Origin of the sequence: Nocardioides sp. Root1257, from assembly GCF_001425175.1 — a bacterium.
GTDB lineage: Bacteria > Actinomycetota > Actinomycetes > Propionibacteriales > Nocardioidaceae > Nocardioides.
The window spans coordinates 970056-995217 of sequence record NZ_LMDV01000008.1; the positions used below are offsets into that span (position 1 = coordinate 970056).

The following is a 25162-nucleotide window of genomic DNA, read 5'->3' on the forward strand; positions in this document are numbered from 1 at the left end:
ATGGAGCAACCGCTTGCTCCATCCGTATGACGTCAGGCGACGGCGCGGGCGGCGCGGCTAGAACTCCGCGACCGGCCGGATCTCGACGACCGGATGCGCGCGGACGAGCACCTCGGCGGCCTCCACGAGCGCGTCGTAGTCGTCGCAGGTGACCATGAAGAAGCCGGAGATCTGCTCGACGGTCTCGACGTAGGGGCCCTCGGTCACGAGCGGCTGCGCCTCGGGTCCGCGCCGGATCGTGCGCGTCTGGCTGCTGGGCGTCAGGCCGGCACCTCCGGTCACGGCACCGCCGCGGGCGGCGAGACGCTGGCCGAACTCGTAGTCGGTGTCGAAGGTGGCCTGGCGGTCCGCGGCGGAGCGGGACTCCCAGTCCGCCTCGCTGTCGGCGGGGAACAGGACGACGTAGTCGGGCACGGTGATTCCTCTCGGCGATGACGTGACACCCCGATGACGGGCGAGACCCTCAGACTTCGACAGCAGGCGGCGCTTCGGGCTCGACGTCGGCGGTCAGGATCGCGTCGACGAGGACCGGGGCGGCGAGGTCGATCTGCCACGGGCGGGCGCCGTACCCGGCGAGCTGCTCGGCGACGGCGGTGGCGAGCAGCTCCGGCGAGCGGGTCGCGGGCGGCGTCCAGAGGGTACGGCGCAGGTAGTCGGGGGTGAGCACGTTCTCGACCGGGAGGTTCTGCTCCTCGGCGAGCGTGGCCAGCGCCTCACGGGCGACGGAGAGCCGGCGGGCGGCGACCGGGTCCTTCTCGGCCCAGGCGCGCGGCAGCGGCGGGCCGTCGCCGCGCGGTGCCCGGGTCGGCAGCTGGTCCTCGTCGAGCTCGGCGGCGCGCGCCAGCGCCGCGACCCAGCGCGACGAGTAGCGCTCGGCGCCGCGGCCGTGGAAGCCCTTGGTGGCGAGCAGGGCGTCGCGGTCGGTGGGCAGCGCCTGGGCGGCGACGACGATCGCGGCGTCCGGAAGGATCCGGCCGGGGGTGACGTCGCGCTGCTCGGCGATCTCGTTGCGGGTCTCCCAGAGCTCGCGTACGGCGGCCAGGGCCCGCCGCCCGCGGACTCGGTGCACGCCCGACGTACGCCGCCACGCGTCGATGCGGACCGCCGGCTCGAACGTGCGCAGGTAGTCGAACTCCTGCCGCGCCCACTCGTCCTTGCCGGTCTCGACGAGCTCGGCGGCGAGCAGCTCGCGCAGCTCGAGCAGCACCTCGACGTCGAGCGCGGCGTACTCGAGCCACGGCACCGGCAGCGGGCGGGTCGACCAGTCGACGGCGGAGTGCTCCTTCGCGAGCCGGAAGCCGAGGAGCGTCTCGACCAGGGTCGCCAGCCCCACGCGCGGGTAGCCGAGCAGGCGGCCGGCCAGCTCGGTGTCGAAGAGCGCCGTCGGGTAGAGCCCGACCTCGTTGAGGCAGGGCAGGTCCTGGGTGGCCGCGTGCAGGATCCACTCGGTCCCGTCGAGGGCGGCCTGCAGCGGCTCGAGGGACTCGAAGCCGATCGGGTCGACCATGAACGAGCCGGCGCCCTCGCGGCGCAGCTGGATCAGGTAGGCGCGGGAGGAGTAGCGGTAGCCGGACGCGCGCTCGGCGTCGATGGCGACCGGACCGGTGCCGGCGGCGAGCTGCTCGCACATCTCGGCGAGCGCGGGGGCCGTCTCGACCAGCGGCGGCATGCCGTCGCGCAGCGTCAGGAGCGGAGGTGGGGGAGGGGCAGCGGGAGTGTCTTCGTCGGACATCGGGTCAGAGTCCGCCGCCCCGCTGGCCGCGGCGGCTGGGCATCACTGCCACGCCGTCGGGCACCGGCGGAAGTCCGGCTGAGGTGCAGAGCAGCTCTCCCCACGCCTCGACGTGCGGGGCGAGGTCGAGCGGGGCGAGGTCGGGAGCGTCCTCGGGGGTCACCGGCGTCCAGGACGCGCGGATCTCGATCTGGGCGGTGCCGCCCTCGTCGGCCATCCCGCCGAAGCTCTCGGTCGCGACCCGGGTGACGGTGCCCGAGGCCGCGACGTACGCCGCGTGGTGCTCGTCGAGCGCCTCGGTGAGCCAGGTCCAGCCGACCATCGCCAGCATCGGGTCGGTGATCAGCTCGAGGTCGACCTCGGCGCGGGCGTAGGCCACGCAGCGGAAGGTGCCGGACCACGCCTCGTTGCCGGCAGGGTCGTGGAGCAGGATGATCCTGCCGGTCCCGACGTCGACGCCGTCGACGGTGACGTCCGCGGACAGGGCCGAGGCCCACGGGGCGATCCGCTGCGGTGCGGGCATCTCCTCGCAGAGGATCTCCGGGCGCAGGCGGGCAGCGTGCATGGTGGCCACGGCCTCGCGGAACTCGGCCGGAGCCGCGCCCGCACCCGTTGCCGGGTGTGTCTCCTGACCGACCACCATGTGCTCACAGTAAGTCGGGTCACGCGCTGCCGATGTGCGAACACGCCGACTGACCTGCGAGGCTTCGCTCATGCCCGACCCGCACGACGACCTCCAGCACAGCGCCTTCCTGAAGGCCGTCCGGGGGGAGGCGGTGCCCCACACCCCGGTCTGGTTCATGCGCCAGGCGGGTCGCTCGCTGCCGGAGTACCTCGCCATCCGCGAGGGCGTCGGCATGCTCGAGTCCTGCATGGACCCGGCCCTGGTCGTCGAGATCACCCTCCAGCCCGTCCGGCGGTACGGCGTCGACGCGGCCATCTTCTTCTCCGACATCGTGCTGCCGCTCAAGGCGGTCGGCGTCGACCTCGACATCAAGCCCGGCATCGGCCCGGTCGTCGCGAAGCCGGTGCGCACCCTCGCCGACGTCGCGGCGATCCCGGACCTGACGCCCGAGCACGTGCCGTTCATCAGCACCGCCGTGGGCAACCTCGTCGCCGAGCTGCGCGGCACCCCTCTCATCGGCTTCGCGGGCGCCCCGTTCACGGTCGCGTCGTACCTCGTCGAGGGCGGTCCCTCCAAGGACCACGCGAAGACCAAGGCGATGATGTTCGGCGCCCCGGACGTCTGGGACGCGCTGATGCGCAAGATCGCCGGCATCTCGGCGGCCTACCTCGAGGTGCAGGTCGGGGCGGGTGCCTCGGCGGTCCAGCTCTTCGACTCGTGGGCCGGCGCGCTCACCCCGCGCGACTACCGCGAGCACGTGCTGCCGCACTCCGCCCGGGTGCTGCAGCGGGCCGGGGCCCTCGGCGTCCCGCGCATCCACTTCGGCGTGGGTACGTCGAACCTGCTCGGCCTGATGGGCGAGGCCGGCGCCGACGTCGTCGGCGTCGACTGGCGCACGCCGCTCGACGAGGCGATCACCCGGGTCGGCGACCGGGCGGTGCAGGGCAACCTCGACCCGACCCTGGTCTTCGCCCCGACCGACGTGCTGACCGCCCGCGCCGCCGAGGTCATCGAGGCAGGTCGCGCGGCCCGCGGCCACGTCTTCAACCTGGGCCACGGCGTGCTGCCGTCGACCGACCCCGACCAGCTCAAGCGGTTGACTGAGTTCGTCCAGTCCTACCCGCTCGGCTGATCCGCCGCGACCGCACCAGCAGCAGGACCGGCACGCCGACGATCGCGACCACCACGAGCCAGGGCAGCAGGGCTCCGGCGGCCGTCGCCAGGCCGACCGCGAAGGTCGACAGCGCGCCCCAGCCGGCGCTGAGCCCGGCGACGAAGCCGGTCTCGTCGTCCTTCTTCGGTGCCGGCTTCTTCTTCTCGGGGATCTGGTCGATGCTCACGACGATCGTCGAGAGCGACGTCTGGTTCGCGAGGTAGGCCGCCTGCTGCTCCAGCGCCTCCAGGTCCGCCTGCCGCTGCGAGAGCTCCGACTCGATCGCCATCACGTCGCGGATGCTCTCGGCCCGCTGGAAGAGGACGGTGATCCGCGCGATGCTGCGCTTCTGCACCTGCAGGCGGGTCTTCACGTCGATCACCTGGGTGGTGACGTCGTCCTGGTTGGTGTTGGCCGACTCGAGCTCCGCGACGCCTTTTAGCTGCTCGATCGCCCGGTCGAAGTCGTCGGAGGGGATCCGCAGCACCATCCGGGTGTACGCCGGGCTGCCGTCGTCGTCGGACTGCGTCTTCTCGTCGGTGACCTGACCGGCGTAGCGGTCGACGACCTTGTGGACCTCGATCTGGGCACGACCCACGTCGTCGGCGCGCAGCGCGACGTTGCCCTTGCGGATCAGGGCCTGCTCCTGGCCGGTGAGCTCGTCGGGGGCGACGTCGGCCTTCCCCGGCACGGCCTTCGCCGGCGCAGCCGCGACGTCGTCGGACCCGCCGGCGGCATCGCCGAGCTCCGCGAAGTCCTCGGTGTTCCGCTCCGGCGCCCTCGCCGCGGGCGCGCCCGCGTCGGCGCTCCCGCTCGCCCCGGAGTCGCCGTCGCCGCCGGAGCACCCGGTGAGGGCGAGCGCGGCGATCAGCAGGGTCGGGACCAGGAGACGAGCAGGTGTCTGGGTCATGCCCGCTCGGACGTCACCGGCTCCCGTTCGGTTCCCGCCCGCCCGGGGCGGTGCGCCCGGGCGAGGGTCAGCAGCGCCGACTCGAGGTCGCGGACGGCCCGCGGCACGTGCTGCTGGCGACGCTGCCGCAGCACGAGGTTGACCGAGGTGCGGTCACCGGCGAGCGGGCGGTAGGTGATCAGGCCGGCGCGCTCCATCGGGTCCCCGGCGACGCTGTAGTCCGGGAGCACCGTCGGCCCGAGCCCCTCGGCGACCATCAGCTTGCCGAGCTCCGCTCCGTCGGTGCTGTAGGACACGGACGGCATCTCGGTCCCGAACAGGCGGTGCACGAACCGGTGCATCAGGTAGCCGGCCCGCATCGCCACGAACGGCTCCGCCCTCAGCTGGTCGGCGCTGACCTCGTCGTACGCCGTGAGCGGGTGGTCGGCGGGCAGCACGGCCACCGGGCGACCGTGCACCAGCGTGGTGCTGACCAGGTCGGTCGGCGGGTCGTCACCGGCGAGGGTGTTGACCAGTCCGAGGTCGAGGGAGCCCTCGCGCAGGCCCTGGTCGATCTCCGCCTGCTGGAGGTTGAGCACCTCGACCGTGCTGTCGCCGTGGGCAGCGCGGAACTCGCGCACGGCCGGCACCAGGAGGGTCGAGGTCGCGGTGCTCACGGTGCCGACCCGGATGACCGGGTGGCCGGCCTGCTGGTCCCCTGCAGCGGTGCGCAGCCGGTCGACGGCGGCCAGGACCTCCACCATGTAGGGCTGGAGCTCGCCGCCGCGGTGGCTGATCCGGGCCCCCGAGCGCCGCCGGTCGAGGAGGGTGACCCCGAGCTCGTGCTCGAGCTTCGTGACGGCCTCGCTCAGCGCGGGCTGCGAGATGTGCAGCTGCTCGCTGGCCCGCCGCAGCGACCCGTGCTGGGTCACCGCGGCGATGTACTCGAGCTGTTCGATGCGCACTCGGGCTCCTCTTGATCTGATCCGTTTGTCGAGTAACTTGGTTGACAAAGATGAGCCACACCCTACGCGCGGTCACGAGCCGGTGACAGGTAGCGCCTATCGCCCCGTCGCCCGAATCACCCGCCCGCTGTGTCGTTTCACCTTGCATGTGGTGGGCATAGTCAAGCAATCTAGTCGACATACAGTTGTTGAGAGACAGCGTCGAGCAGAGGAGTCCCCGTGACTGCATCGCCCCTCCCGGTCCGCGAGCCCCTGAAGTTCGCCTACTGGGTGCCCAACGTCAGCGGCGGCCTGGTCGTCAGCAAGATCGAGCAGCGCACGGACTGGGGCTACGACTACAACGTCGAGCTGGCCCGGCTCGCCGAGAACAACGGCTTCGAGTACGCCCTCTCCCAGGTCCGCTACATGGCGTCGTACGGCGCGGCGTACCAGCACGAGTCGACGAGCTTCAGCCTGGCGCTCGCCCTCGCCACCGAGCGGCTCAAGGTCATCGCCGCCGTGCACCCGGGGCTCTGGCAACCCGGCGTGCTGGCCAAGCTCGTCGCGAGCGCCGACCAGATGACGGGCGGTCGGATGGCCGTCAACGTCGTCAGCGGCTGGTTCAAGGACGAGTTCACCCAGCTGGGCGAGCCGTGGCTCGAGCACGGGGAGCGCTACCGCCGCTCGGAGGAGTTCATCCGCTACCTGCGCGAGATCTGGACCTCCGACAGCGCTGAGCTGAGCGGTGACTTCTACCGGCTCCACGACTTCGACCTGAAGCCCAAGCCGGTCGACGTGCCCGGACGTGCGCACCCGGAGATCTTCATGGGCGGCAACTCGACCGACGCCCGCGGCATGGGCGGTCGGGTCACGGACTGGTACTTCATGAACGGCAACACGCCCGAGGGCATCAGCGAGCAGGTGCAGGACGTCAGCGACGTCGCCACCGTCCACGGCCGGACCGTGAAGTTCGGCGTCAACGGGTTCATGGTCGCCCGCGACAGCGAGGCCGAGGCGCACGCCGTGCTCGACGAGATCATCGCGAAGGCCGACGTCGAGGCCGTGGAGGGCTTCGGCGGCGCGGTCAAGCAGGCCGGCCAGTCGACCGGCGACAAGAAGGGCATGTGGCAGGACTCGGACTTCAAGGACCTGGTGCAGTACAACGACGGCTTCCGCACCGGCTTGATCGGCACGCCCGAGCAGGTCGCGTCGCGGATCCTGGAGTACAAGAAGGTCGGGGCCAACCTGATGCTGCTCGGCTTCCTGCACTTCCAGGAGGAGGTCGAGTACTTCGGGCGCAACGTCCTTCCGCTGGTGCGCGAGCTGGAGGCCGCCGAGCTGGAGCGCGTCGGATGAGTGCCGCACTCGAGCTCGACCACGCCGTACCCGTCCTCGACGCCGTGACGGCGGTCTCGACCGCTGCGTCGGTGGCGGCCGAGCTGGCCGTCGGCGCCGCCGAGCGGGACGCGCAGCGGATCCTGCCGTCCGAGCAGATCGCCGCCCTCTCGGCCTCCGGCCTCCTCGGCATCACGGTGCCGCGGGAGTACGGCGGCGCCGACCTCGGCGCCGGTGCCGTGGCGGAGGTGTTCCGCCTGCTGGCGATCGGCGACCCCAACGTCGCGCAGATCCCGCACAGCCACTTCGTCTACGTCAACGCGCTGCGGCACCGCGGCAGCCGCGCGCAGCAGTCCTTCTTCTTCGGCGAGGCGCTGGAGGGCAAGCGGTTCGGCAACGCGCAGTCCGAGGTCGGCACCAAGCACGTCCGGGACTACCGGACGACGCTGCGCGAGCAGTCCGAGGACCAGTGGGTGCTCGACGGCGAGAAGGGCTACAGCACCGGCGCCCTCTTCGCGGACTGGATCCCGGTCCTCGCCCACCTCGGCGAGGGCGGGCCGATGCACGTCGCGTGGGTCGACCGCCGCGCCGACGGCGTCAGCGTCATCGACGACTGGGACGGCATGGGCCAGCGGACCACCGCCAGCGGCACGGTCCGGCTGCGCAACGTGAGCATCCACGCGTCGCGCATCACGCCGTACCACCTGACCTTCGAGGGCCCGCAGACGTACGGCGCGTTCGCGCAGCTGCTGCACGCCGCGATCGACGTCGGCATCGCGCGGGCGGCGCTCGACGACGCCGCGGCGTTCGTGACCACCTCGAGCCGCCCCTACCCGGACGCCGGTGTCGAGCGGGCCGCCGACGACCCGCTCGTCGTGCACGCCTTCGGGCAGATGGAGCTCGAGGTGCGCGCCGCCGAGGCGCTGCTCGCCGAGGGCGGCCTCGCCGTCGAGCAGGCCGACCGCGACCTGTCCGCGCAGACGGCGGGCGAGGCGAGCCTCGCCGTCGCCGCCGCGCGGGCGTCCAGCACCCGCGCCGCGGTCGAGGTCGGCAGCCGCCTCTTCGAGGTCGCCGGCACGCGGTCCGCGCTGGCCTCGCTGAACCTCGACCGGCACTGGCGCAACGCACGCACCCACACGCTGCACGACCCCGCGGCGTGGAAGGTCCAGCACCTCGGGCGGTACGCCGTCGACGGCGTGCTGCCCCCCAACCACGGCCAGCTCTGACTCTCGATACACCCGCTCGTACCTCGCGGGCACTCGACCACCGAACACGGAGGAAAGATGTCGAACCTGAAGTTCCACTGGTTCCTGCCCACCAACGGCGGTGACGGCCGCCAGGTCGTCGGCGGCGGCCACGGCGTCGAGGCCGGCGCCGCCGGCCGGCCGGCCTCCGTGCCCTACCTCGGCCAGATCGCCCGCAGCGCCGAGCAGCTCGGCTTCGAGGCCGCGCTGACCCCGACCGGTGCCTGGTGCGAGGACGCCTGGGTCTCGACCGCGATGCTCAGCCAGGTCTCCGAGCGGCTCAAGTTCCTGGTCGCGTTCCGGCCGGGGCTCACCTCGCCGTTCATCGCGGCGCAGATGGCGGGCTCGTTCCAGAACCTCTCCGGAGGCCGCCTGGCGCTCAACGTCGTGACCGGCGGCGAGAGCAAGGAGCAGCGGATGTTCGGTGACTTCCTGGACAAGGACGGCCGCTACGCCCGCTGCGACGAGTTCCTCACCATCGTCCGCAGGCTCTGGACCGGTGAGCCGGTGACCTTCGAGGGCGAGCACCTGCACGTCGAGGACGCCGTCCTGACCCAGATCCCCGACCCGCTGCCGGAGATCTACTTCGGCGGCTCCTCGCCGGCCGCCGGCCGGGTCGCGGCCAAGCACGTCGACGTCTACCTGACGTGGGGCGAGCCGCCGGCCGCCGTGGCCGAGAAGGTCGAGTGGGTGCGCAAGCTCGCCGCCGAGGAGGGTCGCGAGGACCAGATCCGGTTCGGCATCCGGCTGCACACGATCGCCCGGGACACCGCCGAGGAGGCCTGGGCGGAGGCGGACCGGCTGCTCGCCGGCATCTCCGAGGAGGAGATCGCCCGCGTGCAGTCCGGGCTGAAGCAGAGCGAGTCCGTCGGTCAGTCCCGGATGCTCGAGCTGAACGGCGGCTCCAAGGACGGCCTGGAGATCCACCCCAACCTCTGGGCCGGCGTCGGCCTGGTCCGCGGCGGCGCCGGGACCGCGATGGTCGGCAGCCACACCGAGATCGCCGACCTGATCGAGCAGTACCAGGCGGTCGGCATCGACGAGTTCGTGCTCTCCGGCTACCCGCACCTGGAGGAGTCCTACCGGTTCGGCGAGGGTGTGCTGCCCGAGCTGACCCGCCGCGGGCTCTGGGAGCACCCGGCTCCGGTCGCGTCGACGGCGTCGGTCCCGTTCGGCCAGAAGGCGGCCGCGTCGTGACCGCCCCGTCCGGCAGCAGGGTCGCCGTCGTCGTCGGCAACCCCAAGCCGCAGAGCCGCACGCTCGAGGCCGCGACGTACGTCGCCTCCGAGCTGTCCGGCCGCGAGCCCGACCTGGTCGTCGACCTCGCCCAGCTCGGCGCCCGCCTGCTCGACTGGCAGGACGAGATGGTCACCGAGATCGTGGCCGAGGTCGGGGCCGCCGACCTGGTCGTCGTCGCGTCGCCGACCTACAAGGGCACCTACACGGGACTGCTCAAGCTCTTCCTCGACCGGTTCGCGTCGGGCCCGGAGGGCGGGCTGCGCGGCGTCGCCGTACCGCTCATGCTCGGCGGCGGCCCGGCCCACGCCCTGGCGCCGGAGCTGACGCTGCGCCCGGTGCTGACCGAGATCGGCGGCACCGTCGTGAGCCCCGGGCTCTACGTCGTCGACTCGGCGTACGACGACCCGTCGGCGTACGCCGGCTGGCTGGCGCGCTCGGCCCCCACGATCACGGCTCTCCTCGAGAGCAGGACAGGAGTCTCCGCATGACCCTGACGACGAACCAGGACCTCGACCCGACCCGCCTCCGCGAGGCGTTCGGGATCTTCCCCAGCGGCGTCGTGGCGGTGGCCGCGGAGGTCGACGGCGAGCTGGTCGGGCTGGCGGCGAGCTCGTTCACCTCGGTCAGCCTGGACCCGCCGCTGGTGCAGTTCTCGATCGCGAACACGTCCAAGACCTGGCCCGACCTGCGCCGCTCCGACCACCTCGGCGTCACCATCCTCGCCGACCACCACGGTGTCGTCTGCCGCCAGCTGGCCGGTCCCGTCGAGCACCGCTTCGACGACATCGAGGTCAGCGCGAGCGAGGACGGCGCGGTCACGATCGACGACGGGCTGGCGCGCTTCGACTGCTCGATCTACCGCGAGGTGGAGGCGGGGGACCACACGATCGTGCTGCTCGAGCTGCACGCCATCGAGCACGCTGACACCTCGCTGCCGCTGGTCTTCCACCGCAGCGGGTTCGGCCGGCTCGCTGGGTGACCGGCCTGGTCTGAGACAGTGGACCCGTGGTCAGCGTGGTCGTGGTGGGAGCCGGCGTCGCCGGCCTGACCGCAGCCCGGGACCTGGTCGGCGCAGGGCACGAGGTGCTCGTCCTCGAGTCGTCCACCCGCGTCGGCGGCAAGCTGCTGCGCACGTCGGTCGCGGGCGTGACCGTCGACGTCGGCGCCGAGGCGATGCTCAACCGGCGCCCCGAGGGCGTCGACCTGGCGCGCTCGCTCGGCCTGACCATCGAGCACCCGACGATCGCGTCGTCGCGGATCTGGACGCGCGGCGCCCTGCGGCCGCTGCCCCGCTCCCTGATGGGCGTCCCGCTCGACCTCGACCAGCTCGCCGCGTCCGGGGTGCTGTCGCCGGACGGGCTGGAGCGGTTCCGCTCGGCGGTCGCTGTGCCCGTGCCGGTGGACGAGGACGTCTCCGTGGGCGACCTCGTGGACGCCCGCTACGGCGCCGAGGTCACCGACCGCCTGGTCGAGCCGTTGCTGGGCGGCGTCTACGCGGGCGACTCGCGCCGGCTGTCCGTGCGCGCCACGGTGCCCCAGCTGGTCACCCTCGCCGACGGCGCGTCCCCCGCCCCGACGTACGACGGGCCCGTCTTCGCGGGCCTGCCCGGCGGGATGGGACAGCTGCCCGAGCGGCTGGCCGAGGGGCTGGAGGTCCGCACCGGCACGACGGTGCGGGAGCTGGTGGCGACCGAGGCCGGCTTCGCGCTGACCGTTGGTCCGACGACGGCGCCCGAGCTCGTCACGGCGGACGCCGTGGTGCTGGCGACGCCGGCCGCGCCGACCGCCCGGCTGCTCGGGGCGCTCGCGCCCGTCGCGGCCGCCGAGCTGGCCGGGATCGAGTCCGCGTCGATGGCTATCGTGACCTTCGCGTTCGACGCTGCGTCGGTGCCCGACCTGGCCGGCACCGACTCCTCGGGCTTCCTGGTGCCGCCGGTCGACCGGCGCCGCATCAAGGCCGCGACGTTCTCGTTCGCCAAGTGGGGCTGGGTGCGCGCAGCGGGCGACGGGCTGCTCCTGCTGCGCACCTCGCTCGGCCGCTACGGCGAGGAGACCGCCCTCCAGGGGAGCGACGAGGAGCTCGTCGCGTGGTCGCTGGCCGACCTGCGCGACGCCACCGGCGTCTCGGTCGCCCCCGTCGACACGCACGTGCAGCGCTGGGGCGGTGGTCTGCCGCAGTACGCCGTCGGCCACCTCGGCCGGGTGGCACGGATCCGGGCGGCCGTGGACGCCGTACCCGGCCTCGCCGTCTGCGGCGCGGCCTACGAGGGCGTCGGCATCCCCGCGGTGATCGCGTCCGCGCACCGGGCGGCCGCTCGGATCGGTGGGGCACCCGTCCGTTCCTGAGAAGACCCTGTGAGGTCGGGCCGCGCCCCATCCGCCGGGTCGGTGGTGGCGAACCCCTTCCGTCAAGAGAACGAGACTCTCAACGGAAGAAGCCTCCCATGAGCACCACCACGAAGTTCACCGCCAAGCGCGGCCTGGCCGCACTGGCCCTGGCGGCACTGATCGCCACCCCGCTCGCCGCGTGCAGCAGCTCGGACAGCGACTCGTCGAGTGCCAGCTCGTCGTCGAGCTCCTCGAAGTCGGCGCCGAAGCCGGTCGCCGCGATCGACGCGCTCCAGGGCAAGACCACCGCGATCAAGCTGGACCAGGGCTTCGTCGACGCCCTCACGACCCTCAAGCTCACGCCCGGCACGGTCGGTGACGCGAAGCTCCAGGACGGCTCGCTGATCTTCCCGATCACGGGCGGCAACGTGACCGTGTTCAAGCCCGGCGAGGTCTCGCCGTACGTCATCGGCCAGATCCAGCACGAGGGCTCCGGCCTGTCGCTGACCGCCGGCGGCACCAAGGTCGAGCTGACCAACCTCAACGTCGACCCGGGCGTCTCCCGCGTCTACGGCGACGTCACGGTCAACGGCAAGACCGCGGTCACCAACGCGTTCCTCTTCCAGCTCGACGGCCGGACGCTGCAGCCGCTCAAGACCGAGGGCAGCGACGCGATCCTGACCGGCACCAAGGTCGAGATCTCGGAGGACGCCGCTCCGCTGCTGAACGACACGTTCAAGACGGACGCCGTGAAGCCCGGACTGCTCGTCGGGATCGCCACGATCACCGTCGACACGCAGTCCAAGTAGCCCTCCGTTGGGCGAGGCGCCCGGGGACCTCACGGTCTCCGGGCGTTTCGGCGTCAGACGACCGAGGTCCCCTCGGCGGCCGTGCGCTCGGCGTACGCCGCCGCGAGCTTGGCGACGTAGGGCCCCGGGCGACCGGAGCCGATCTGCCGGCCGTCGACGGCGAGCACCGGGGTCACGCCGCCCATGGTGCCGGTCACGAACACCTCGTCGGCGGCGTACACCTGGGTGAGTGAGAAGTCGCCGACCTCGACGGCGATCCCGAGCGCCGTGCAGGACTCCAGGATCGTCTCCCGCGTGATCCCCTCCGGGCAGGCGCGGGTCGTCGGCGTGCGGACCACGTCGTCCTTCACGAAGAAGACGTGGGTCGCGTTGGTCTCCGCCACGAACCCGTTGTCGTCGAGCATCAGCGCGTCGTCGGCGCCGGCGACGTTGGCCTCGACCTTCGCGAGGATCGAGGTGAGCAGGTTGTTGTGGTGGATCTTGGGGTCGAGCGAGTCCGGCCGGTGCCGGCGCACCGACGAGGTGATGAGCGAGATCCCGCCGTCGTCGTAGACCGGCGACTTGAACTCCGCCAGCACGATCAGCGTCGGACCCGACTGGTTGAGCCGCGGGTCCATGCCGCTGGTGATCTTCACGCCGCGGGTCAGCGTCAGCCGGATGTGCACGTCGTCGGTCATCGCGTTGGCGGCGAGCACGTCGCGGATCCGCTGGACGATCTCCTCGTCGCAGGGCACCGTCGTGAACGCCAGCGCCTGCGCGGAGCGCCGCAGCCGGGCCAGGTGCTCGGTGAGCTTGAAGATCCGGCCGCCGTGCAGCCGCAGCCCCTCCCACACGGCGTCGCCGCCCTGCACGGCCGAGTCGAACGGGCTGATGCCCGCCTGGTCGCGGTGCACGAGCCGGTCGTCGATCCCGACGACCAGGTCGCGGTTGCGCTCGTCGTACTCCTGCTTCATCGCGTCTCCTCGCGGCGCAGGCGGTAGGGCGCCAGCGCGTCGTAGTAGGGACGGCACCGCTCGAGCAGCGGCGCCAGGTGGTCGGGCAGCGGGTCGCCCGCGCCGGGGGAGTACGGCGCGAAGGCGGTCGAGGCCTCGACGCCGGCGTACCAGTGCGGTGCCCAGACGCCGTCCGTCTCGCGCGGGCCGGCGGGCCACGACAGCATCGCGTCGTCGAACCGGATGCCGAGCTCGGCGCAGAGCAGCCCGAGCGTCCCGGCCGGGTCGCGGAGCACGTCGGCCGCGTCGACCACCGGGCCGCCGTACGTCTCGAAGAGCTCCAGCTGCTGCGGCAGCCCGAGGTCCTCGAGGGTCGGCTCCTCGCGGACCTTCGCGTACGACGTGAGCACGCGCTCCGGGTCGCGGACCAGGAACGCGTGGGTCAGCGCACCGAGCGCCGACCGGTCCATCGCGGGGAGCAGGTGGTGGGTCATGTGCTTCTGGTACTGCACCGGGGTCGTCACCCCGCCCGTCGCCAGCTCGCCCAGCACCACGGCCGCGTCGGTCGGCTGCGACGCGATGACGTCGTCGCGGCCCGGATGGTCGAGGCCCGTCGCGGCCAGGTAGGCGGCGTACAACGGCTCGTCGACCACCGAGCAGTCCGCGCGGTTCTCGAAGCTGCGCATCATCGCCGTGGACAGGTTGCGCGGTCCTGACCACATGGCGATCCGGGTGACAGTCATCGAGGACGAGTCTGCCCCGTTGTCCCTGGGCCGTGGGACCTCCGGCCCGAGAACGTCCTCCCATGACCACTTACTCCACACATCCCCAGCCGGCCCGGACCGACGTCCCGGCCCCCACCCCCATCACTCCTCGCGCCAGCCGCTCCTGGGCGCTCGCCGGCGTCGGCGCCGGCCTCGCCGGCATCGGCACCATCGTCACCTCGGGCATGGTGAACGCGGTGTACGACGAGGACCTCCAGGGCGACTCCGCCGGGATCGCCGCGAAGCTCGCCGACCAGACCACGCCGATGTTCGCCTTCCACACGTTCGCCCTGGTCGGCGCGGTGCTCCTGGTCGTCTTCGCCGCGGGCCTCTTCCGCCGCCTGCACGCCACCCTCGGCTCCGGGGCGATCGCTCCGCTCGTCGCGTTCGGCGGCCTGCTCGGCACCGCGGTCGTGTCCGTCATCGGCACCGGCCTCGACACCGAGTTCATCATGGGATTCGTCGGCGACCAGGAGATCGACCCGGCCAACGCCGTCATGTACAACCACTGGATCGGCACCGTCCCGTGGTGCTGGGTGCTGGCCGGTCTGGCGGGCCTCGCGGTGTTCACCGCCAGCCGGGCGAAGGCGGCTCCGCGCTGGATCGGCCTCGTCGGTCTCGTCCTCGGCGGCGTGACCCTGCTGCTCGGCATCTCCCCGCTGCAGTACATGGCCGGCATGACCGGTCCGCTGTGGCTCCTGGTGACCGCGACCGGTTTCTTCCTCGGCGACCGCGCGCAGCGGTGATGATGTGCCGGTGAGCCCTCGGACCGCGGACGTGCAGCGGCCGGCCCCGTGGCCGGTCGCTGCCGTCTTCCCGCTGCTGTCGCTGCTCTGCGTCGTCGGCATCGGCCTGCTCGAGCTCCGGACGTACGGCGACCCGCTGATCTGGAGCTTCGGGCGGGGCATCGAGGTCGGTCACGGCATCGGCACCGGCCTGGTCGGTCTGGTGCTCGGTGGCCTCGCCGCGATCGTGCTGCGCCACGCCGGGCACCGGGGGGTCGGCCTGACCCTCGGCGCCACCGGCCTGTTCTGGTCGCTGGACGGGCTGTCGGAGTCCTTCGTCCGCTTCGGGATGGTCACCGACCACGCCGTCACGGGCATGACGTTCGCGGTCTGGTTCCTGGCCCGGTTCACCGCGCTGCTGCCGGCCACGATCGTCGTCCTGCCGCTGCTCTTCCCCGAGGGACGGTTCCTGCGCGGGGCGTGGGGCGTCGCGAGCTGGACCTGCATGGGCGCGATGGTCCTCGGTGCGCTGGCCGTGACGGTCGCGCCGTACGACGAGCAGGGCGCGCGCCTGCCACCGGGTGTCGACGCCGACCCCACCACGATCTGGGCGCTGGAGGGCGCCTCGGACGTGCTGGTCGACGGGTTGCAGGCGCTCACGCTGCTCGCGCTCGTGGTGCCGATCGGTGTCGTCGTGCACCGCTACCGCCGCTCCGCCGGCACCGAGCGCGACCAGATGCGCTGGCTGCTCTGGGGTGCGCTCGTGACCGCGACGATCATCGTGCTCACCGTCGTCCTCGATCTCGGTGCGCTGACCGACGTCGTGTTCTTCCTCTGCATCACCCTGACCCCGATCGCGGTGACCGTCGCAGTCGTGAACCCGCGGCTCGTCCCGATCGAGGACCTGCTCGGCCGGACCGTGCTGCTGTCCGTGCTGGCCGTGGTGCTGGTCGTCGTCGACTTCCTGGTGGTCGCCGCACTCTCGCTGCTGCTCGACGACGACATGGCCCAGTCGCAGGTGGTGCTGGTCGTGCTGATGACCACCGTCCTGCTGTACAGCCCGCTGCGGCAGCGGCTGTCCCGGTGGCTGAGCCGTCGCTCCGATCCCTACGACACGGTGGCCGGACTCGCCTCCACCCTCGAGACCACCGACGACGGTGGCGAGCAGCTCGCCGCGGTCGCCGAGGCGGTCGCGAGCGCGTTCGGGGTCGGCTACGTCAGCGTCGAGGTCGAGCGCAGCGGCGGCGAGCTCCTCGTCGCGACGTACGGCGACCGTCCGGCCGAGACCCGGGACCTGCCGATCTCCTACCGGGACGTCCGGGTCGGCCGCCTCGTGCTGCCCACGCGCGGGCTCCGCAGCCGGCTGTCCCGGCGCGACGAGGAGCTGCTCGGCGACCTGGTGCGTCAGGCCGCGATCGTGGCCCGCACCAGCCGCCTGGCCGAGGACCTGGTGTCCGCCCGCGAGGAGGAGCGCCGGCGGATCCGCCGTGACCTCCACGACGGCCTCGGCCCGGCGCTGAGCGGGGTGGTGTTCCAGCTCGAGTCCGCGCGGCTGATGGTCGACAAGGACCCGGAGACCGCCAAGACCCAGATCACCGGCGTCAGCGCTCACGTCCAGGACGTCGTCGCCGACGTACGACGGCTCGTCCACGACCTGCGTCCGCCCGCGCTCGACGACCGTGGCCTGGTGGGCGCGCTGCGCCAGCAGGGCGAGCACCTCGGCCCGGAGGTCACCGTGACCGCGGGTGAGCTGGACCCGTTGCCCGCGGCGGTCGAGGTTGCGGCCTACCGCATCGCCAGCGAGGCGATGACGAACGTCGCCCGGCACGCCGGCGCCACCCGGTGCGCCGTACGGCTCGAGGTCGTCGACAGCGCCCTGCTGGTCGAGATCGAAGACGATGGCGTCGGGGTGGCGCCCGACGCCGAGGCCGGGGTCGGCCTCGTCGCGCTGCGCGAGCGTGCCACCGAGCTCGGCGGCCGCGCCGAGGTCACCTGCCCCTCCACCGGCGGCACGGTCGTGCGCGCCCTGCTGCCCCTGAGGAGTGTCCCGTGAACGACATCCGGGTCGTCGTGGTCGACGACCACCAGATCGTGCGGGAGGGGCTGACGAGCCTGCTCGGCGCCCTCGACGGCATCGAGGTGGTCGGCACCGCCGCTGACGGCCGCGACGCGATCCACGTCGTCGCCGAGGCGGAGCCGGACGTCGTCGTCATGGACATCCAGATGCCGCAGCTCGACGGCATCGAGGCGACCCGGCACATCACCGGTCGGCAGCCGGGGGTCCGGGTCGTGATGCTGACGATGAACGAGGACGACGAGACCGTGCTCAGCGCGATCCGGGCCGGCGCGAGCGGCTACCTGCTCAAGGGCTCCGGCGCGGACGAGGTGCAGACCGCCATCCGCGCGGCGGCCGCCGGCGGCATGGTGTTCGGTGCGGCGCTGGCCGGCAAGGTCGCGTCGTACTTCTCCGGGGGGCTGAAGGCGGCGGCGCCGGAGGAGCCGTTCCCCGACCTCACCGATCGGGAGCGCGACGTCCTGCGGTTGCTCGCCGCCGGGCGGTCCAACGACGCCATCGCCGCCGAGCTCTACGTGTCCAACAAGACGGTGCGCAACGCGGTCTCGGGCATCTACACGAAGCTGCACGCTGCCGGCCGCGCCGAGGCGATCATCACCGCGCGGGAGGCGGGGTACGGCCGCGACTGACCGCGGGGGACAATGGGCTCATGGCGAGCAATGCGCAGAAGGCACGGGAGATCAACGACTCCATCCGCTACACGATGTGGTCGGTCTTCCGCCTCGACGTCACCCTCTCCGACGACGACGAGGCCGACCGCGCTGCCGAGGGCGCCGAGGTCGAGAAGCTCTTCGCCGAGCTCGCCGAGTCGGACGTCGTGGTCCGCGGCGTCTACGACGTCAGCGGCCTGCGCGCCGACGCCGACCTGATGATCTGGTGGCACGCCGCGACGTCGGAGGAGCTCCAGGACGCCTACAACCGCTTCCGCCGTACGACGTTCGGCCTCCGGCTCGGGCCCGTCTGGTCCCAGCTGGCGCTGCACCGCCCCGCGGAGTTCAACAAGAGCCACGTGCCGGCGTTCCTCAGCGACGAGGAGCCGAAGCGGCACGTCTCGGTCTACCCGTTCGTGCGGTCCTACGACTGGTACCTCCTCGAGGACGCCGACCGCCGCAAGATGCTCGCCGACCACGGCAAGATGGCGCGCGACTACCCGGACGTGCGCGCCAACACGGTCGCGAGCTTCTCGCTCGGCGACTACGAGTGGATCCTCGCCTTCGAGGCCGACGAGCTCTACCGGATCGTCGACCTGATGCGGCACCTGCGCGGCTCCGAGGCCCGGCGCCACGTGCGCGAGGAGGTGCCGTTCTACACCGGCGCCCTGGTCGGGATCTCCGAGCTGGTCGGCCGCCTGCCGTAGGCGGAACCGGCTCACCGCCGGGCACGTCGTACGTGCATGAGGATCGTGCTGGCCGCCGCCGCCCTGCTGCTGACCGTCCCGCTCGCCGCGTGCGGCAGTGACGGGGACGCGACCGCGACCGACTCGACCACGAGCAGGCCGACCCAGGTGCCCGCGGCCTCCGGGCCGGTCACCACGGCCGGCATCGTGACCGTGATGGACACCGGCTCGCCCGAGGTCTGCCTCGGCCCCGTTGCGGAGTCCTACCCGCCGCAGTGCAGCGGCCCCGCGCTGATCGGCTGGGACTGGGCCGAGCACCGGCAGATGTTCGAGACGCAGGGCGACGTCCGCTGGGGCTCGTTCGTCCTCACCGGGACCTGGGACGGCACCAGCCTGACGCCGACCGACGCCGTCCCCGCCGCGCTCTACGACCCCGCCCGGGCCGAGGAGCCGACGTACCCGAAGCCGTCGAGGCACCTCTCCGACTCCGAGCTCGAGCAGGTCCGCGCGTCGGTCGAGGACCTCCCCGGTGCCCAGAGCGCGTACGCCGATGGCACCCGCGTCCTGGTCGACGTCACCTACGACGACGGCTCGCTCCAGGAGTGGGCGGACGAGACCTACGGAGCCGGCGTGGTCGTCGTGCACCCGATGCTCGTCGAGTGACACACCACGCACCTGTCCGAGGCCGGAACTCGTGTCAGGCGTGTCATCCGACGTGGTCGTCCACAGGCTCGGCGTACGTCGGTTGCCGGTGTGGGGTGCTCCGCCGAAGGTCGGGGGATGTCCTCCGAGCTCGGTCGCGTCGCACCAGGCCCGATGGTGCGCCCGGTCCCCGTCGATCCTGACGGCCTGCTCGGCCCGACGCGCGGCGCCGCGCAGGGGCGCGGGTGGCGGCGGACCAGCCCCGGGCTGTACGTGCCCGTGTCGACGCCCGACTCCGCCGAGCAGCGGATCGTCGAGGCCGCCGGTCGCGCGGGTGACCGCGGTGCCGTCACCGGATGGGCGGCGCTGCGCCTGCACGGCGACGGGTTCTGCGACGGTCTGGCCGGCGACGGGGAGACCATCCGTCCGGTTCCTGTGGTCGAGGGTCGGGGGCGGGTCCGCGCGCATCCGTCGGTCAGGGTCTCCCGCGAGGTCCTCCCCGACGACGAGGTCGTGGTCGTCCACGGCATCCGCTGCACGACAGCCGTGCGGGCGCTCTACGACGAGGTCCGGGCGCATCCCTTGCGGTGGGCCGTCGTCCACGCCGACCGGGCGTTCGCGCCAGGGGTCGTCGACCGGGCCGCGTGGGCGGTGTACCTCGGCAGCCGCCCGTGGCACGTCCGGATCCGTCATGCCCGCGTCGTCCATGACCTCGCGGTCACGACCAGCCGCTCACCGGGTGAGACCCTGCTGCGGCTGATCTGGGTGCTCGACGGCGGCTGGCCGGCGCCGCTGTGCAACGTGCTGGTCACCGACGAGCACGGCACGGTCGTCGGGATGCCGGACCTGCTCGACGTCGACCTCGGGGTGGTGGCCGAGTACGACGGTGCCGTGCACCGCTCGCGCGACCAGCACACCCGCGACCTCGCCCGCGAGCACACGTTCCGCGGGCTCGGCCTGGAGTACGCCGCCTTCACCGGGCCCGACGTCGGCGACCCGCCACGCGTCGTCGAGCGGCTGGCTGCGGCGCGTCAGCGTGCCGCCCGCACCGAACGCCGCTGGGGCTTCGTCCGATGACACACCACGCATCGGATTCCGGTCGCCGGAGGTGCTTGGTGTGTCATTCGACGCCGAACTCGACGTCGCTGATCAGGAGTCCGCGGGCTCCAGGGTCAGGCTGATCGAGTTGATGCAGTAGCGGTCGCCGGTGGGGGTGCCGTAGCCGTCGGGGAAGACGTGGCCCAGGTGCGAGCCGCAGTTGGCGCAGCGGACCTCGACGCGCTTCATGCCGTGCGAGGTGTCCTCGATGTACTCGATCGTGTCGGTGATCGGCTGGTAGAACGACGGCCAGCCGCAGCCGGAGTGGAACTTCGTGTCCGACTCGAAGAGCTTGGCGTGGCACGCCTTGCAGGAGTAGACACCCTTGGTCTCGGTGTCGGTGTACTCACCGACGAAGGCCCGCTCCGTGCCGGCCTGGCGGAGCACGGCGTACTCCTCGGGCGAGAGCTCCTCGCGCCACTGCTCGTCGGTCTTCTGCACGTCGTATGCCATGCCCCCAATCTAGTGGGTCGGCAAAGGATCCGGAGAAAGGTTGACACATAGTGTAACTCGGTGTTGCACTTTCCCGGGTGAGGCCACGAGCACTGACCTGGGGAGGCGTACGGAGCGCCGCCGACAAGCTGACGACTCCGTTGCACCCCGACGACTACCTGCGGCTGCTCAACCCGCTGTGGAGCGAGCGCGAGCTGCGCGGGCGGGTCGAGGAGGTCCGCCCCGAGACCGACGACGCCGCCACGCTCGTGATCCGGCCGGGGTGGGGGTGGCGCTACGACCACCGGCCCGGGCAGTTCGTCGGCATCGGGGTCCAGGTCGACGGTCGCTTCCAGTGGCGCTCGTACTCCGTCAGCTCGCCGCCGCGCCGCGACGGACGGACGATCACGATCACCGTGCGGGCGATGCCGGAGGGCAAGCTGTCCGCCCACCTCGTCAACGGACTCGCGCCCGGCACCATCGTCCGGCTCGCGCTGCCCGACGGCGACTTCGTGCTGCCCGACCCGCCGCCGGCGAAGATGCTTTTCCTGGTGGGCGGCAGCGGCGTCACGCCGGTGATGGCGATGCTGCGCACGATGGACCGGCGAGGGTCGATGCCCGACGTGGTCATGCACTACTCGTCGCCCACGCCGGAGCGGATGATCTTCCGCGACGAGCTCGCCGAGCTGGAGCAGCGCCACGACGGGCTCACCGTCCACCGGCTGCACACCGACACCGACGGGATGCTGGAGCTCGCCCACCGTGATCGCGGGCTCGACGGGATCTGCCCCGACTGGCGCGAGCGCGAGACCTGGGCCTGCGGGCCCGGGCCGATGCTCGACGCGATCACGGAGCACTACGCGGCGGCCGGCCTGGAGGATCTCCTGCACCTGGAGCGGTTCTCCCTGGAGCTGGGCGGGGACGGCGGCGAGGGCGGCACGATCACCTTCCGCACGTCCGGGAAGTCGATCGAGGTCGACGGCGCGACGACCGTCCTCGAGGCGGGCGAGGCCGCCGGCGTCGGCATGCCGTACGGCTGCCGGATGGGCATCTGCCACACCTGCACGCTCACCCTCGTCGACGGCCGGGTCCGCGACCTGCGCAACGGCGACGAGTACGCCCAACCCAACGAACAGGTGCAGACCTGCGTCACCGCCGCGGTGGGCGCCTGCACCCTCGACATCTAGGGGTTTCGAGACAGGCGCCAGAGCGCCTTCCTCAACCACCGAAAGGACAAGCAATGGCCATCTCAGACGTCAAGGAGTACACCCACCTCACCGACGAGGAGGTCGAGCAGATCGGTCGCGAGCTCGACGCCATCCGCGCGGAGATCGAGGAGTCGCGCGGCGAGGCCGACGCGGCGTACATCAACCGCATCATCAAGGTGCAGCGCGGCCTGGCCACGGCCGGCCGCATCACCCTGCTCGCCGGTCTCCAGTCGAGGCGGACGCGGGTGCCGGCCTGGATCGCCGGCGCGAGCCTGCTGGGCCTGGCCAAGATCCTCGAGAACATGGAGATCGGCCACAACGTCATGCACGGCCAGTGGGACTGGATGAACGACCCGGAGATCCACTCCTCCAACTGGGAGTGGGACACCGCCCAGCCGGCCGAGCAGTGGAAGCACTCGCACAACTACGTCCACCACCAGTTCACCAACGTGCTCGGCTACGACAACGACATCGGCTACGGCATCCTCCGGATGGCGCGCGAGCAGAAGTGGTCGCCGTACAACCTCGGTCAGCCGGTCTACAACGCGCTGCTGGCCAGCCTCTTCCAGTGGGGCGTCGCCCTCCACGACCTCGACATCGAGCGGATCCGCAAGGGCGAGAAGGACCCGAAGGAGATGAAGCGGCAGCTGCGCCAGATCGCGCGCAAGGGCCGCAACCAAGTGCTCAAGGACTACGTCGTCTACCCGGCCCTGTCGGGGCGGCAGTGGAAGGCGACCCTGACGGCGAACGCGACCGCCAACGTGGCGCGCAACCTGTGGTCCTACGTGGTCATCTTCTGCGGGCACTTCCCGGACGGGGCCCTGCACTTCACCGAGGAGGAGCTCGAGGACGAGACCCGCGCGGAGTGGTACCTGCGCCAGGTGCTCGGCGCCGCGAACTTCCGCGGCGGTCCGCTGCTGCACATCCTCAGCGGCAACCTCGGCTTCCAGATCGAGCACCACCTCTTCCCGGACCTGCCCAGCAACCGGTACGCCGAGATCTCCGAGCGGGTGCAGGCGCTCTGCGAGAAGTACGACCTGCCCTACACCACGGGTCCGCTCCACCAGCAGTACGGCCAGGCCCTGCGCACGATCATCAAGCTGTCGCTGCCCAACGGGATGACCGCCTCCGACCAGCCGGAGCCGCCCAGCCCGTCGCGCGACCGCAAGCGGAGGTCCGACGCCGAGCGCCCGTCGCGGCGCACCGAGACCGGCGGCTACTACCGGAGCACGCGCGCATGACCACCGACCTGCTCGACCGGGCCTGGGTGACGCGCTGCGCGCTCAGCCGGATCTGCGGCGTCTGCTCGGAGCCGTTGGGACGCCCGATCGCCTTCGTCGGGACCGCCGACGAGGTGGGCCGCAACGCCTTCCACCTGCCGCCGATGCACGCGACCTGCGCGGAGTCGGTGCTGGACCCGTCGACCGAGGTCGTCGCGACGGCCGGCTTTGAGTTCGTCCGCCCTGCCAAGGAGGACCTCGACAGGCGGCCGACGTTCCAGCCCAACTCGCTCCTGTAGTTCTCAGGTCGACTCTCTCGCCCCGCTAGCGTGGGTCCATGGACGGATCCGGCACGAAGGACGACCCCTGGCAGCTGACCACCGCGCCCGGCAGCTCGGCGTACACGATGTGGCGCGACGAGGAGGCCGGGCTCCTGGTCTGCCAGGTCGGGTCGACCAGGCTGACCTACCTGCTGCGGGCGGTCGACGACCTCGCCGCGATGCTGCGTGAGGCCGGCGACTGGGTGCCGCTCGGCGCCGCCGACGAGAAGAAGCCGGCCGCCGAGGGGACCGTCGAGGCGTGGGGCCGGGCGGAGGACAACCCCGTCGGCGGCTGGTACGGCCAGCGCAACGGCTACCGCGGCCGGTTCGGGATGTACCTGCCGCCGCTGCTCGAGGGCCTCGGGCTGGTCGAGCTCGAGCACCAGCCCCGCAACAACCGGGTCCGGGCGGTCTGACGTGCCGAAGACACCCGCCGCCGAGGTCGATGCCGGCGGCCGCGCCGTCCGCGTCTCCAGTCCCGACCGGGTGATCTACGAGGCGACCGACAGCACGCCCGAGGTCACCAAGCTCATGGTCGCGGAGTACTTCGCGAGCGTCGACGACGGCCTGATGCGCGCGCTCCGCGACCGACCGACGGCCCTGGAGCGCTGGACGTCCGGCGTCCGTGAGGGGATGCGGCTCGCGACCGGTCCGCAGGACAAGGACGCGGACGCGTTCTACCAGAAGCGCGTCCCCAAGGGCGCCCCCGACTACCTCGAGACCGTGCAGGTCACCTTCCCGTCCGGCCGCACCGCCGACGAGATCTGCCCGACCGAGATCGCCGTGCCCGTCTGGTGCGCACACATGGGCACGCTGGTCTTCCACCCGTGGCCCGTACGCCGCGCCGACGTCGACCACCCCGACGAGCTGCGCATCGACCTCGACCCCCAGCCGGGCACGACGTTCAGCGACGCCGTCCGGGTCGCCGGCGTGGCGCGCGAGCTGCTCGAGGAGCTCGGCATCACCGGCTACCCGAAGACCTCCGGCAACCGGGGCGTCCACGTCTTCGTGCGGATCAAGCCCGAGTGGGAGTTCACCGACCTGAGGCACGCCGCCATCGGCTTCGGGCGCGAGCTCGCCCGCCGCGACGAGGGCGTCACGGTCGAGTGGTGGAAGGAGGAGCGCGGCGAGCGGATCTTCGTCGACTTCAACCAGAACAACCGCGACCGCACGATCGCCTCGGCGTACTCGCTCCGGCCGCTGCCGGGCGCCCCCGTCTCGACCCCGATGACCTGGGACGAGCTCGCCGGGGTGAAGGATCCCCGCGACTACAACCTCTTCACGGTCCCGGACCGGGTGGCCGACGGCGACCCGTGGGCGGGCATCGACGACACGGCGCACTCCCTCGAGCCGTTGCTGCAGCTCTGGGAGGAGCTGCCCGGCGGCGAGCTCAACTTCCCGCCGGACTACCCGAAGATGCCGGGGGAGCCGCCGCGCGTGCAGCCGAGCAAGAAGGTCGAGTCGCACTGGGACGCCGAGGGCAACCGCATCGATGACTGACGACCAGCGCATGGACCGCGACGACCGCGAGCCGGACAAGCACGGGCAGGCCGGTGCCGCCCGGTGGGCGGCGTACCTCGACTGGGTTCGCGAGGACCTCGCGGCCACGGTGCTCGCACTGCCCGACGACGTACGCCGCAGCAGCACGCTGCCGAGCGGGTGGACGCCGGTCCAGCTGCTCAGCCACGTGCTGCACATGGAGCAGCGCTGGTTCGTCTGGGGCTTCCTGGGGGAGCAGGTCGACGACCCGTGGGGCGACTGGACCGACGACGAGCCCTGGGGTCGCGAGGAGGCCCGCTGGGTGGTCGCCGACCACGTGAGCGCCGAGCAGCTCGCGCAGCGGCTGGCCGAGATCGGGGCGCGGACGTCGGGGATCCTGCGGGACTTCCCGCTCGACGCGACCGCCTCGCCGGGCGGCCGGTTCGCCGCCGACCCGCCGAGCCTGGAGTGGATCTGCTTCCACGTGCTGGCGGAGTACGCGCGGCACGCCGGTCAGCTGGACGTCGCCCTGGAGGTCCGTCGACCGTCCTGAAATGGCAGAAGACCCGTCCCGCCTTCAGGGCCGAAGCCAAGCGCGCGGTACGGGTCTCCTTGAACCGGCCGAGGCACTCCC

At 72.1% G+C, this 25162-nt stretch carries 28 protein-coding genes; 20 read left to right on the forward strand and 8 right to left on the reverse strand.

Annotation, left to right across the window (positions count from 1 at the left end):
* Positions 1-57: 57 nt before the first annotated feature.
* Genes ASC77_RS12670 through ASC77_RS12680 form a run of 3 tightly spaced genes read right to left on the reverse strand, consistent with a single transcriptional unit; the run spans position 58 to position 2375 of the window.
* Positions 58-414: a YciI family protein gene (locus ASC77_RS12670; RefSeq protein ID WP_056153042.1), complete on the reverse strand. Its 357-nt coding sequence runs from the start codon at positions 412-414 to the stop codon at positions 58-60.
* 49 nt (positions 415-463) lie between these two features.
* Positions 464-1732, reverse strand: coding sequence for an HRDC domain-containing protein (locus tag ASC77_RS12675; RefSeq protein WP_056153044.1), 1269 nt, complete (start codon positions 1730-1732; stop codon positions 464-466).
* Positions 1733-1736: 4 nt separating this feature from the next.
* On the reverse strand, positions 1737-2375 hold the full coding sequence (locus tag ASC77_RS12680; RefSeq protein WP_056153046.1) for a DUF3000 domain-containing protein: 639 nt from the start codon (positions 2373-2375) through the stop codon (positions 1737-1739).
* A gap of 70 nt (positions 2376-2445) precedes the next feature.
* On the opposite strand from ASC77_RS12680, the gene hemE reads away from it, so the two are divergent.
* Positions 2446-3489: a uroporphyrinogen decarboxylase gene (gene hemE, locus ASC77_RS12685; protein ID WP_056153049.1), complete on the forward strand. Its 1044-nt coding sequence runs from the start codon at positions 2446-2448 to the stop codon at positions 3487-3489.
* Here the strand turns inward: hemE and ASC77_RS12690 are convergent.
* Together ASC77_RS12690 and ASC77_RS12695 are read right to left on the reverse strand one after the other, a co-directional pair.
* The gene (locus tag ASC77_RS12690; protein WP_056153052.1) at positions 3446-4420 is read right to left on the reverse strand and encodes a DUF4349 domain-containing protein; all 975 of its coding nucleotides are present in this window, start codon (positions 4418-4420) and stop codon (positions 3446-3448) included. The two genes, hemE and ASC77_RS12690, sit on opposite strands and share 44 nt — an antisense overlap.
* On the reverse strand, positions 4417-5364 hold the full coding sequence (locus ASC77_RS12695) for a LysR family transcriptional regulator (RefSeq protein WP_056153055.1): 948 nt from the start codon (positions 5362-5364) through the stop codon (positions 4417-4419). Before ASC77_RS12695 ends, ASC77_RS12690 begins: the two co-directional genes overlap by 4 nt.
* A 219-nt stretch (positions 5365-5583) precedes the next feature.
* On the opposite strand from ASC77_RS12695, the gene sfnG reads away from it, so the two are divergent.
* The 7 genes from sfnG to ASC77_RS12730 all read left to right on the forward strand — a co-directional run bounded on the left by sfnG (position 5584) and on the right by ASC77_RS12730 (position 12298).
* On the forward strand, positions 5584-6699 hold the full coding sequence (sfnG, locus tag ASC77_RS12700; protein ID WP_056153056.1) for a dimethylsulfone monooxygenase SfnG: 1116 nt from the start codon (positions 5584-5586) through the stop codon (positions 6697-6699).
* Positions 6696-7904, forward strand: a complete 1209-nt coding sequence (locus ASC77_RS12705) for an SfnB family sulfur acquisition oxidoreductase (RefSeq protein ID WP_056153059.1) — start codon at positions 6696-6698, stop codon at positions 7902-7904. The genes sfnG and ASC77_RS12705 overlap by 4 nt, the downstream gene beginning before the upstream one ends.
* Before the next feature lie 57 nt (positions 7905-7961).
* The gene (locus tag ASC77_RS12710) at positions 7962-9119 is read left to right on the forward strand and encodes an LLM class flavin-dependent oxidoreductase (RefSeq protein ID WP_056153062.1); all 1158 of its coding nucleotides are present in this window, start codon (positions 7962-7964) and stop codon (positions 9117-9119) included.
* Positions 9116-9649 (forward strand): NAD(P)H-dependent oxidoreductase, encoded by a 534-nt coding sequence (locus tag ASC77_RS12715; RefSeq protein WP_056153065.1) that lies wholly within the window; start codon positions 9116-9118, stop codon positions 9647-9649. Before ASC77_RS12710 ends, ASC77_RS12715 begins: the two co-directional genes overlap by 4 nt.
* Entirely contained in the window at positions 9646-10140 is a 495-nt protein-coding gene (locus ASC77_RS12720) for a flavin reductase family protein (protein ID WP_056153068.1), read from the forward strand. The genes ASC77_RS12715 and ASC77_RS12720 overlap by 4 nt, the downstream gene beginning before the upstream one ends.
* Before the next feature lie 26 nt (positions 10141-10166).
* Positions 10167-11507, forward strand: coding sequence for a protoporphyrinogen/coproporphyrinogen oxidase (locus ASC77_RS12725; RefSeq protein WP_056153072.1), 1341 nt, complete (start codon positions 10167-10169; stop codon positions 11505-11507).
* 98 nt (positions 11508-11605) lie between these two features.
* Positions 11606-12298 (forward strand): hypothetical protein, encoded by a 693-nt coding sequence (locus ASC77_RS12730; RefSeq protein ID WP_056153074.1) that lies wholly within the window; start codon positions 11606-11608, stop codon positions 12296-12298.
* Positions 12299-12351: 53 nt separating this feature from the next.
* Here the strand turns inward: ASC77_RS12730 and ASC77_RS12735 are convergent, their stop codons facing one another.
* Together ASC77_RS12735 and ASC77_RS12740 are read right to left on the reverse strand one after the other, a co-directional pair.
* Positions 12352-13251: an aminotransferase class IV gene (locus ASC77_RS12735; RefSeq protein WP_056153076.1), complete on the reverse strand. Its 900-nt coding sequence runs from the start codon at positions 13249-13251 to the stop codon at positions 12352-12354.
* A complete protein-coding gene (locus tag ASC77_RS12740) occupies positions 13248-13973 on the reverse strand; it encodes a sulfotransferase family protein (protein ID WP_082574668.1) in 726 nt (241 codons plus the stop codon). Before ASC77_RS12740 ends, ASC77_RS12735 begins: the two co-directional genes overlap by 4 nt.
* 62 nt (positions 13974-14035) lie before the next feature.
* Between ASC77_RS12740 and ASC77_RS12745 the strand changes: the two genes are divergently transcribed.
* The 6 genes from ASC77_RS12745 (at position 14036) to ASC77_RS12770 (ending at position 19848) form a co-directional block, all read left to right on the forward strand.
* The gene (locus tag ASC77_RS12745; RefSeq protein ID WP_200944974.1) at positions 14036-14740 is read left to right on the forward strand and encodes a hypothetical protein; all 705 of its coding nucleotides are present in this window, start codon (positions 14036-14038) and stop codon (positions 14738-14740) included.
* A 10-nt stretch (positions 14741-14750) separates the two neighbouring features.
* The gene (locus ASC77_RS12750; RefSeq protein ID WP_056153081.1) at positions 14751-16772 is read left to right on the forward strand and encodes a sensor histidine kinase; all 2022 of its coding nucleotides are present in this window, start codon (positions 14751-14753) and stop codon (positions 16770-16772) included.
* Positions 16769-17422, forward strand: a complete 654-nt coding sequence (locus tag ASC77_RS12755; protein WP_235547622.1) for a response regulator transcription factor — start codon at positions 16769-16771, stop codon at positions 17420-17422. Before ASC77_RS12750 ends, ASC77_RS12755 begins: the two co-directional genes overlap by 4 nt.
* A gap of 20 nt (positions 17423-17442) precedes the next feature.
* Entirely contained in the window at positions 17443-18150 is a 708-nt protein-coding gene (hemQ, locus tag ASC77_RS12760; protein WP_056153084.1) for a hydrogen peroxide-dependent heme synthase, read from the forward strand.
* Between the two features lie 36 nt (positions 18151-18186).
* Positions 18187-18792, forward strand: a complete 606-nt coding sequence (locus ASC77_RS12765) for a hypothetical protein (RefSeq protein ID WP_056153087.1) — start codon at positions 18187-18189, stop codon at positions 18790-18792.
* Positions 18793-18909: 117 nt separating this feature from the next.
* On the forward strand, positions 18910-19848 hold the full coding sequence (locus ASC77_RS12770) for a hypothetical protein (RefSeq protein ID WP_056153090.1): 939 nt from the start codon (positions 18910-18912) through the stop codon (positions 19846-19848).
* A 72-nt stretch (positions 19849-19920) separates the two neighbouring features.
* On the opposite strand, the gene msrB is transcribed toward ASC77_RS12770, so the two are convergent.
* A complete protein-coding gene (gene msrB, locus ASC77_RS12775) occupies positions 19921-20322 on the reverse strand; it encodes a peptide-methionine (R)-S-oxide reductase MsrB (protein WP_056153094.1) in 402 nt (133 codons plus the stop codon).
* Between the two features lie 77 nt (positions 20323-20399).
* On the opposite strand from msrB, the gene ASC77_RS12780 reads away from it, so the two are divergent.
* Genes ASC77_RS12780 through ASC77_RS12805 form a run of 6 tightly spaced genes read left to right on the forward strand, consistent with a single transcriptional unit; the run spans position 20400 to position 25081 of the window.
* Positions 20400-21488 (forward strand): ferredoxin reductase, encoded by a 1089-nt coding sequence (locus ASC77_RS12780; protein ID WP_056153096.1) that lies wholly within the window; start codon positions 20400-20402, stop codon positions 21486-21488.
* Between the two features lie 53 nt (positions 21489-21541).
* Positions 21542-22750 carry a fatty acid desaturase family protein gene (locus ASC77_RS12785; RefSeq protein WP_056153099.1) on the forward strand — a complete coding sequence of 403 codons (1209 nt, stop codon included), beginning with the start codon at positions 21542-21544 and terminating at the stop codon, positions 22748-22750.
* A complete protein-coding gene (locus ASC77_RS12790) occupies positions 22747-23028 on the forward strand; it encodes a hypothetical protein (RefSeq protein WP_056153101.1) in 282 nt (93 codons plus the stop codon). Before ASC77_RS12785 ends, ASC77_RS12790 begins: the two co-directional genes overlap by 4 nt.
* Positions 23029-23066: 38 nt before the next feature.
* Positions 23067-23465: a DUF6855 family protein gene (locus ASC77_RS12795; protein WP_056153104.1), complete on the forward strand. Its 399-nt coding sequence runs from the start codon at positions 23067-23069 to the stop codon at positions 23463-23465.
* Position 23466: 1 nt separating this feature from the next.
* Positions 23467-24549, forward strand: coding sequence for a DNA polymerase domain-containing protein (locus ASC77_RS12800; protein WP_056153106.1), 1083 nt, complete (start codon positions 23467-23469; stop codon positions 24547-24549).
* A 10-nt stretch (positions 24550-24559) separates the two neighbouring features.
* Entirely contained in the window at positions 24560-25081 is a 522-nt protein-coding gene (locus tag ASC77_RS12805) for a DUF664 domain-containing protein (protein WP_056153109.1), read from the forward strand.
* The last annotated feature ends 81 nt before the right edge of the window (positions 25082-25162 follow it).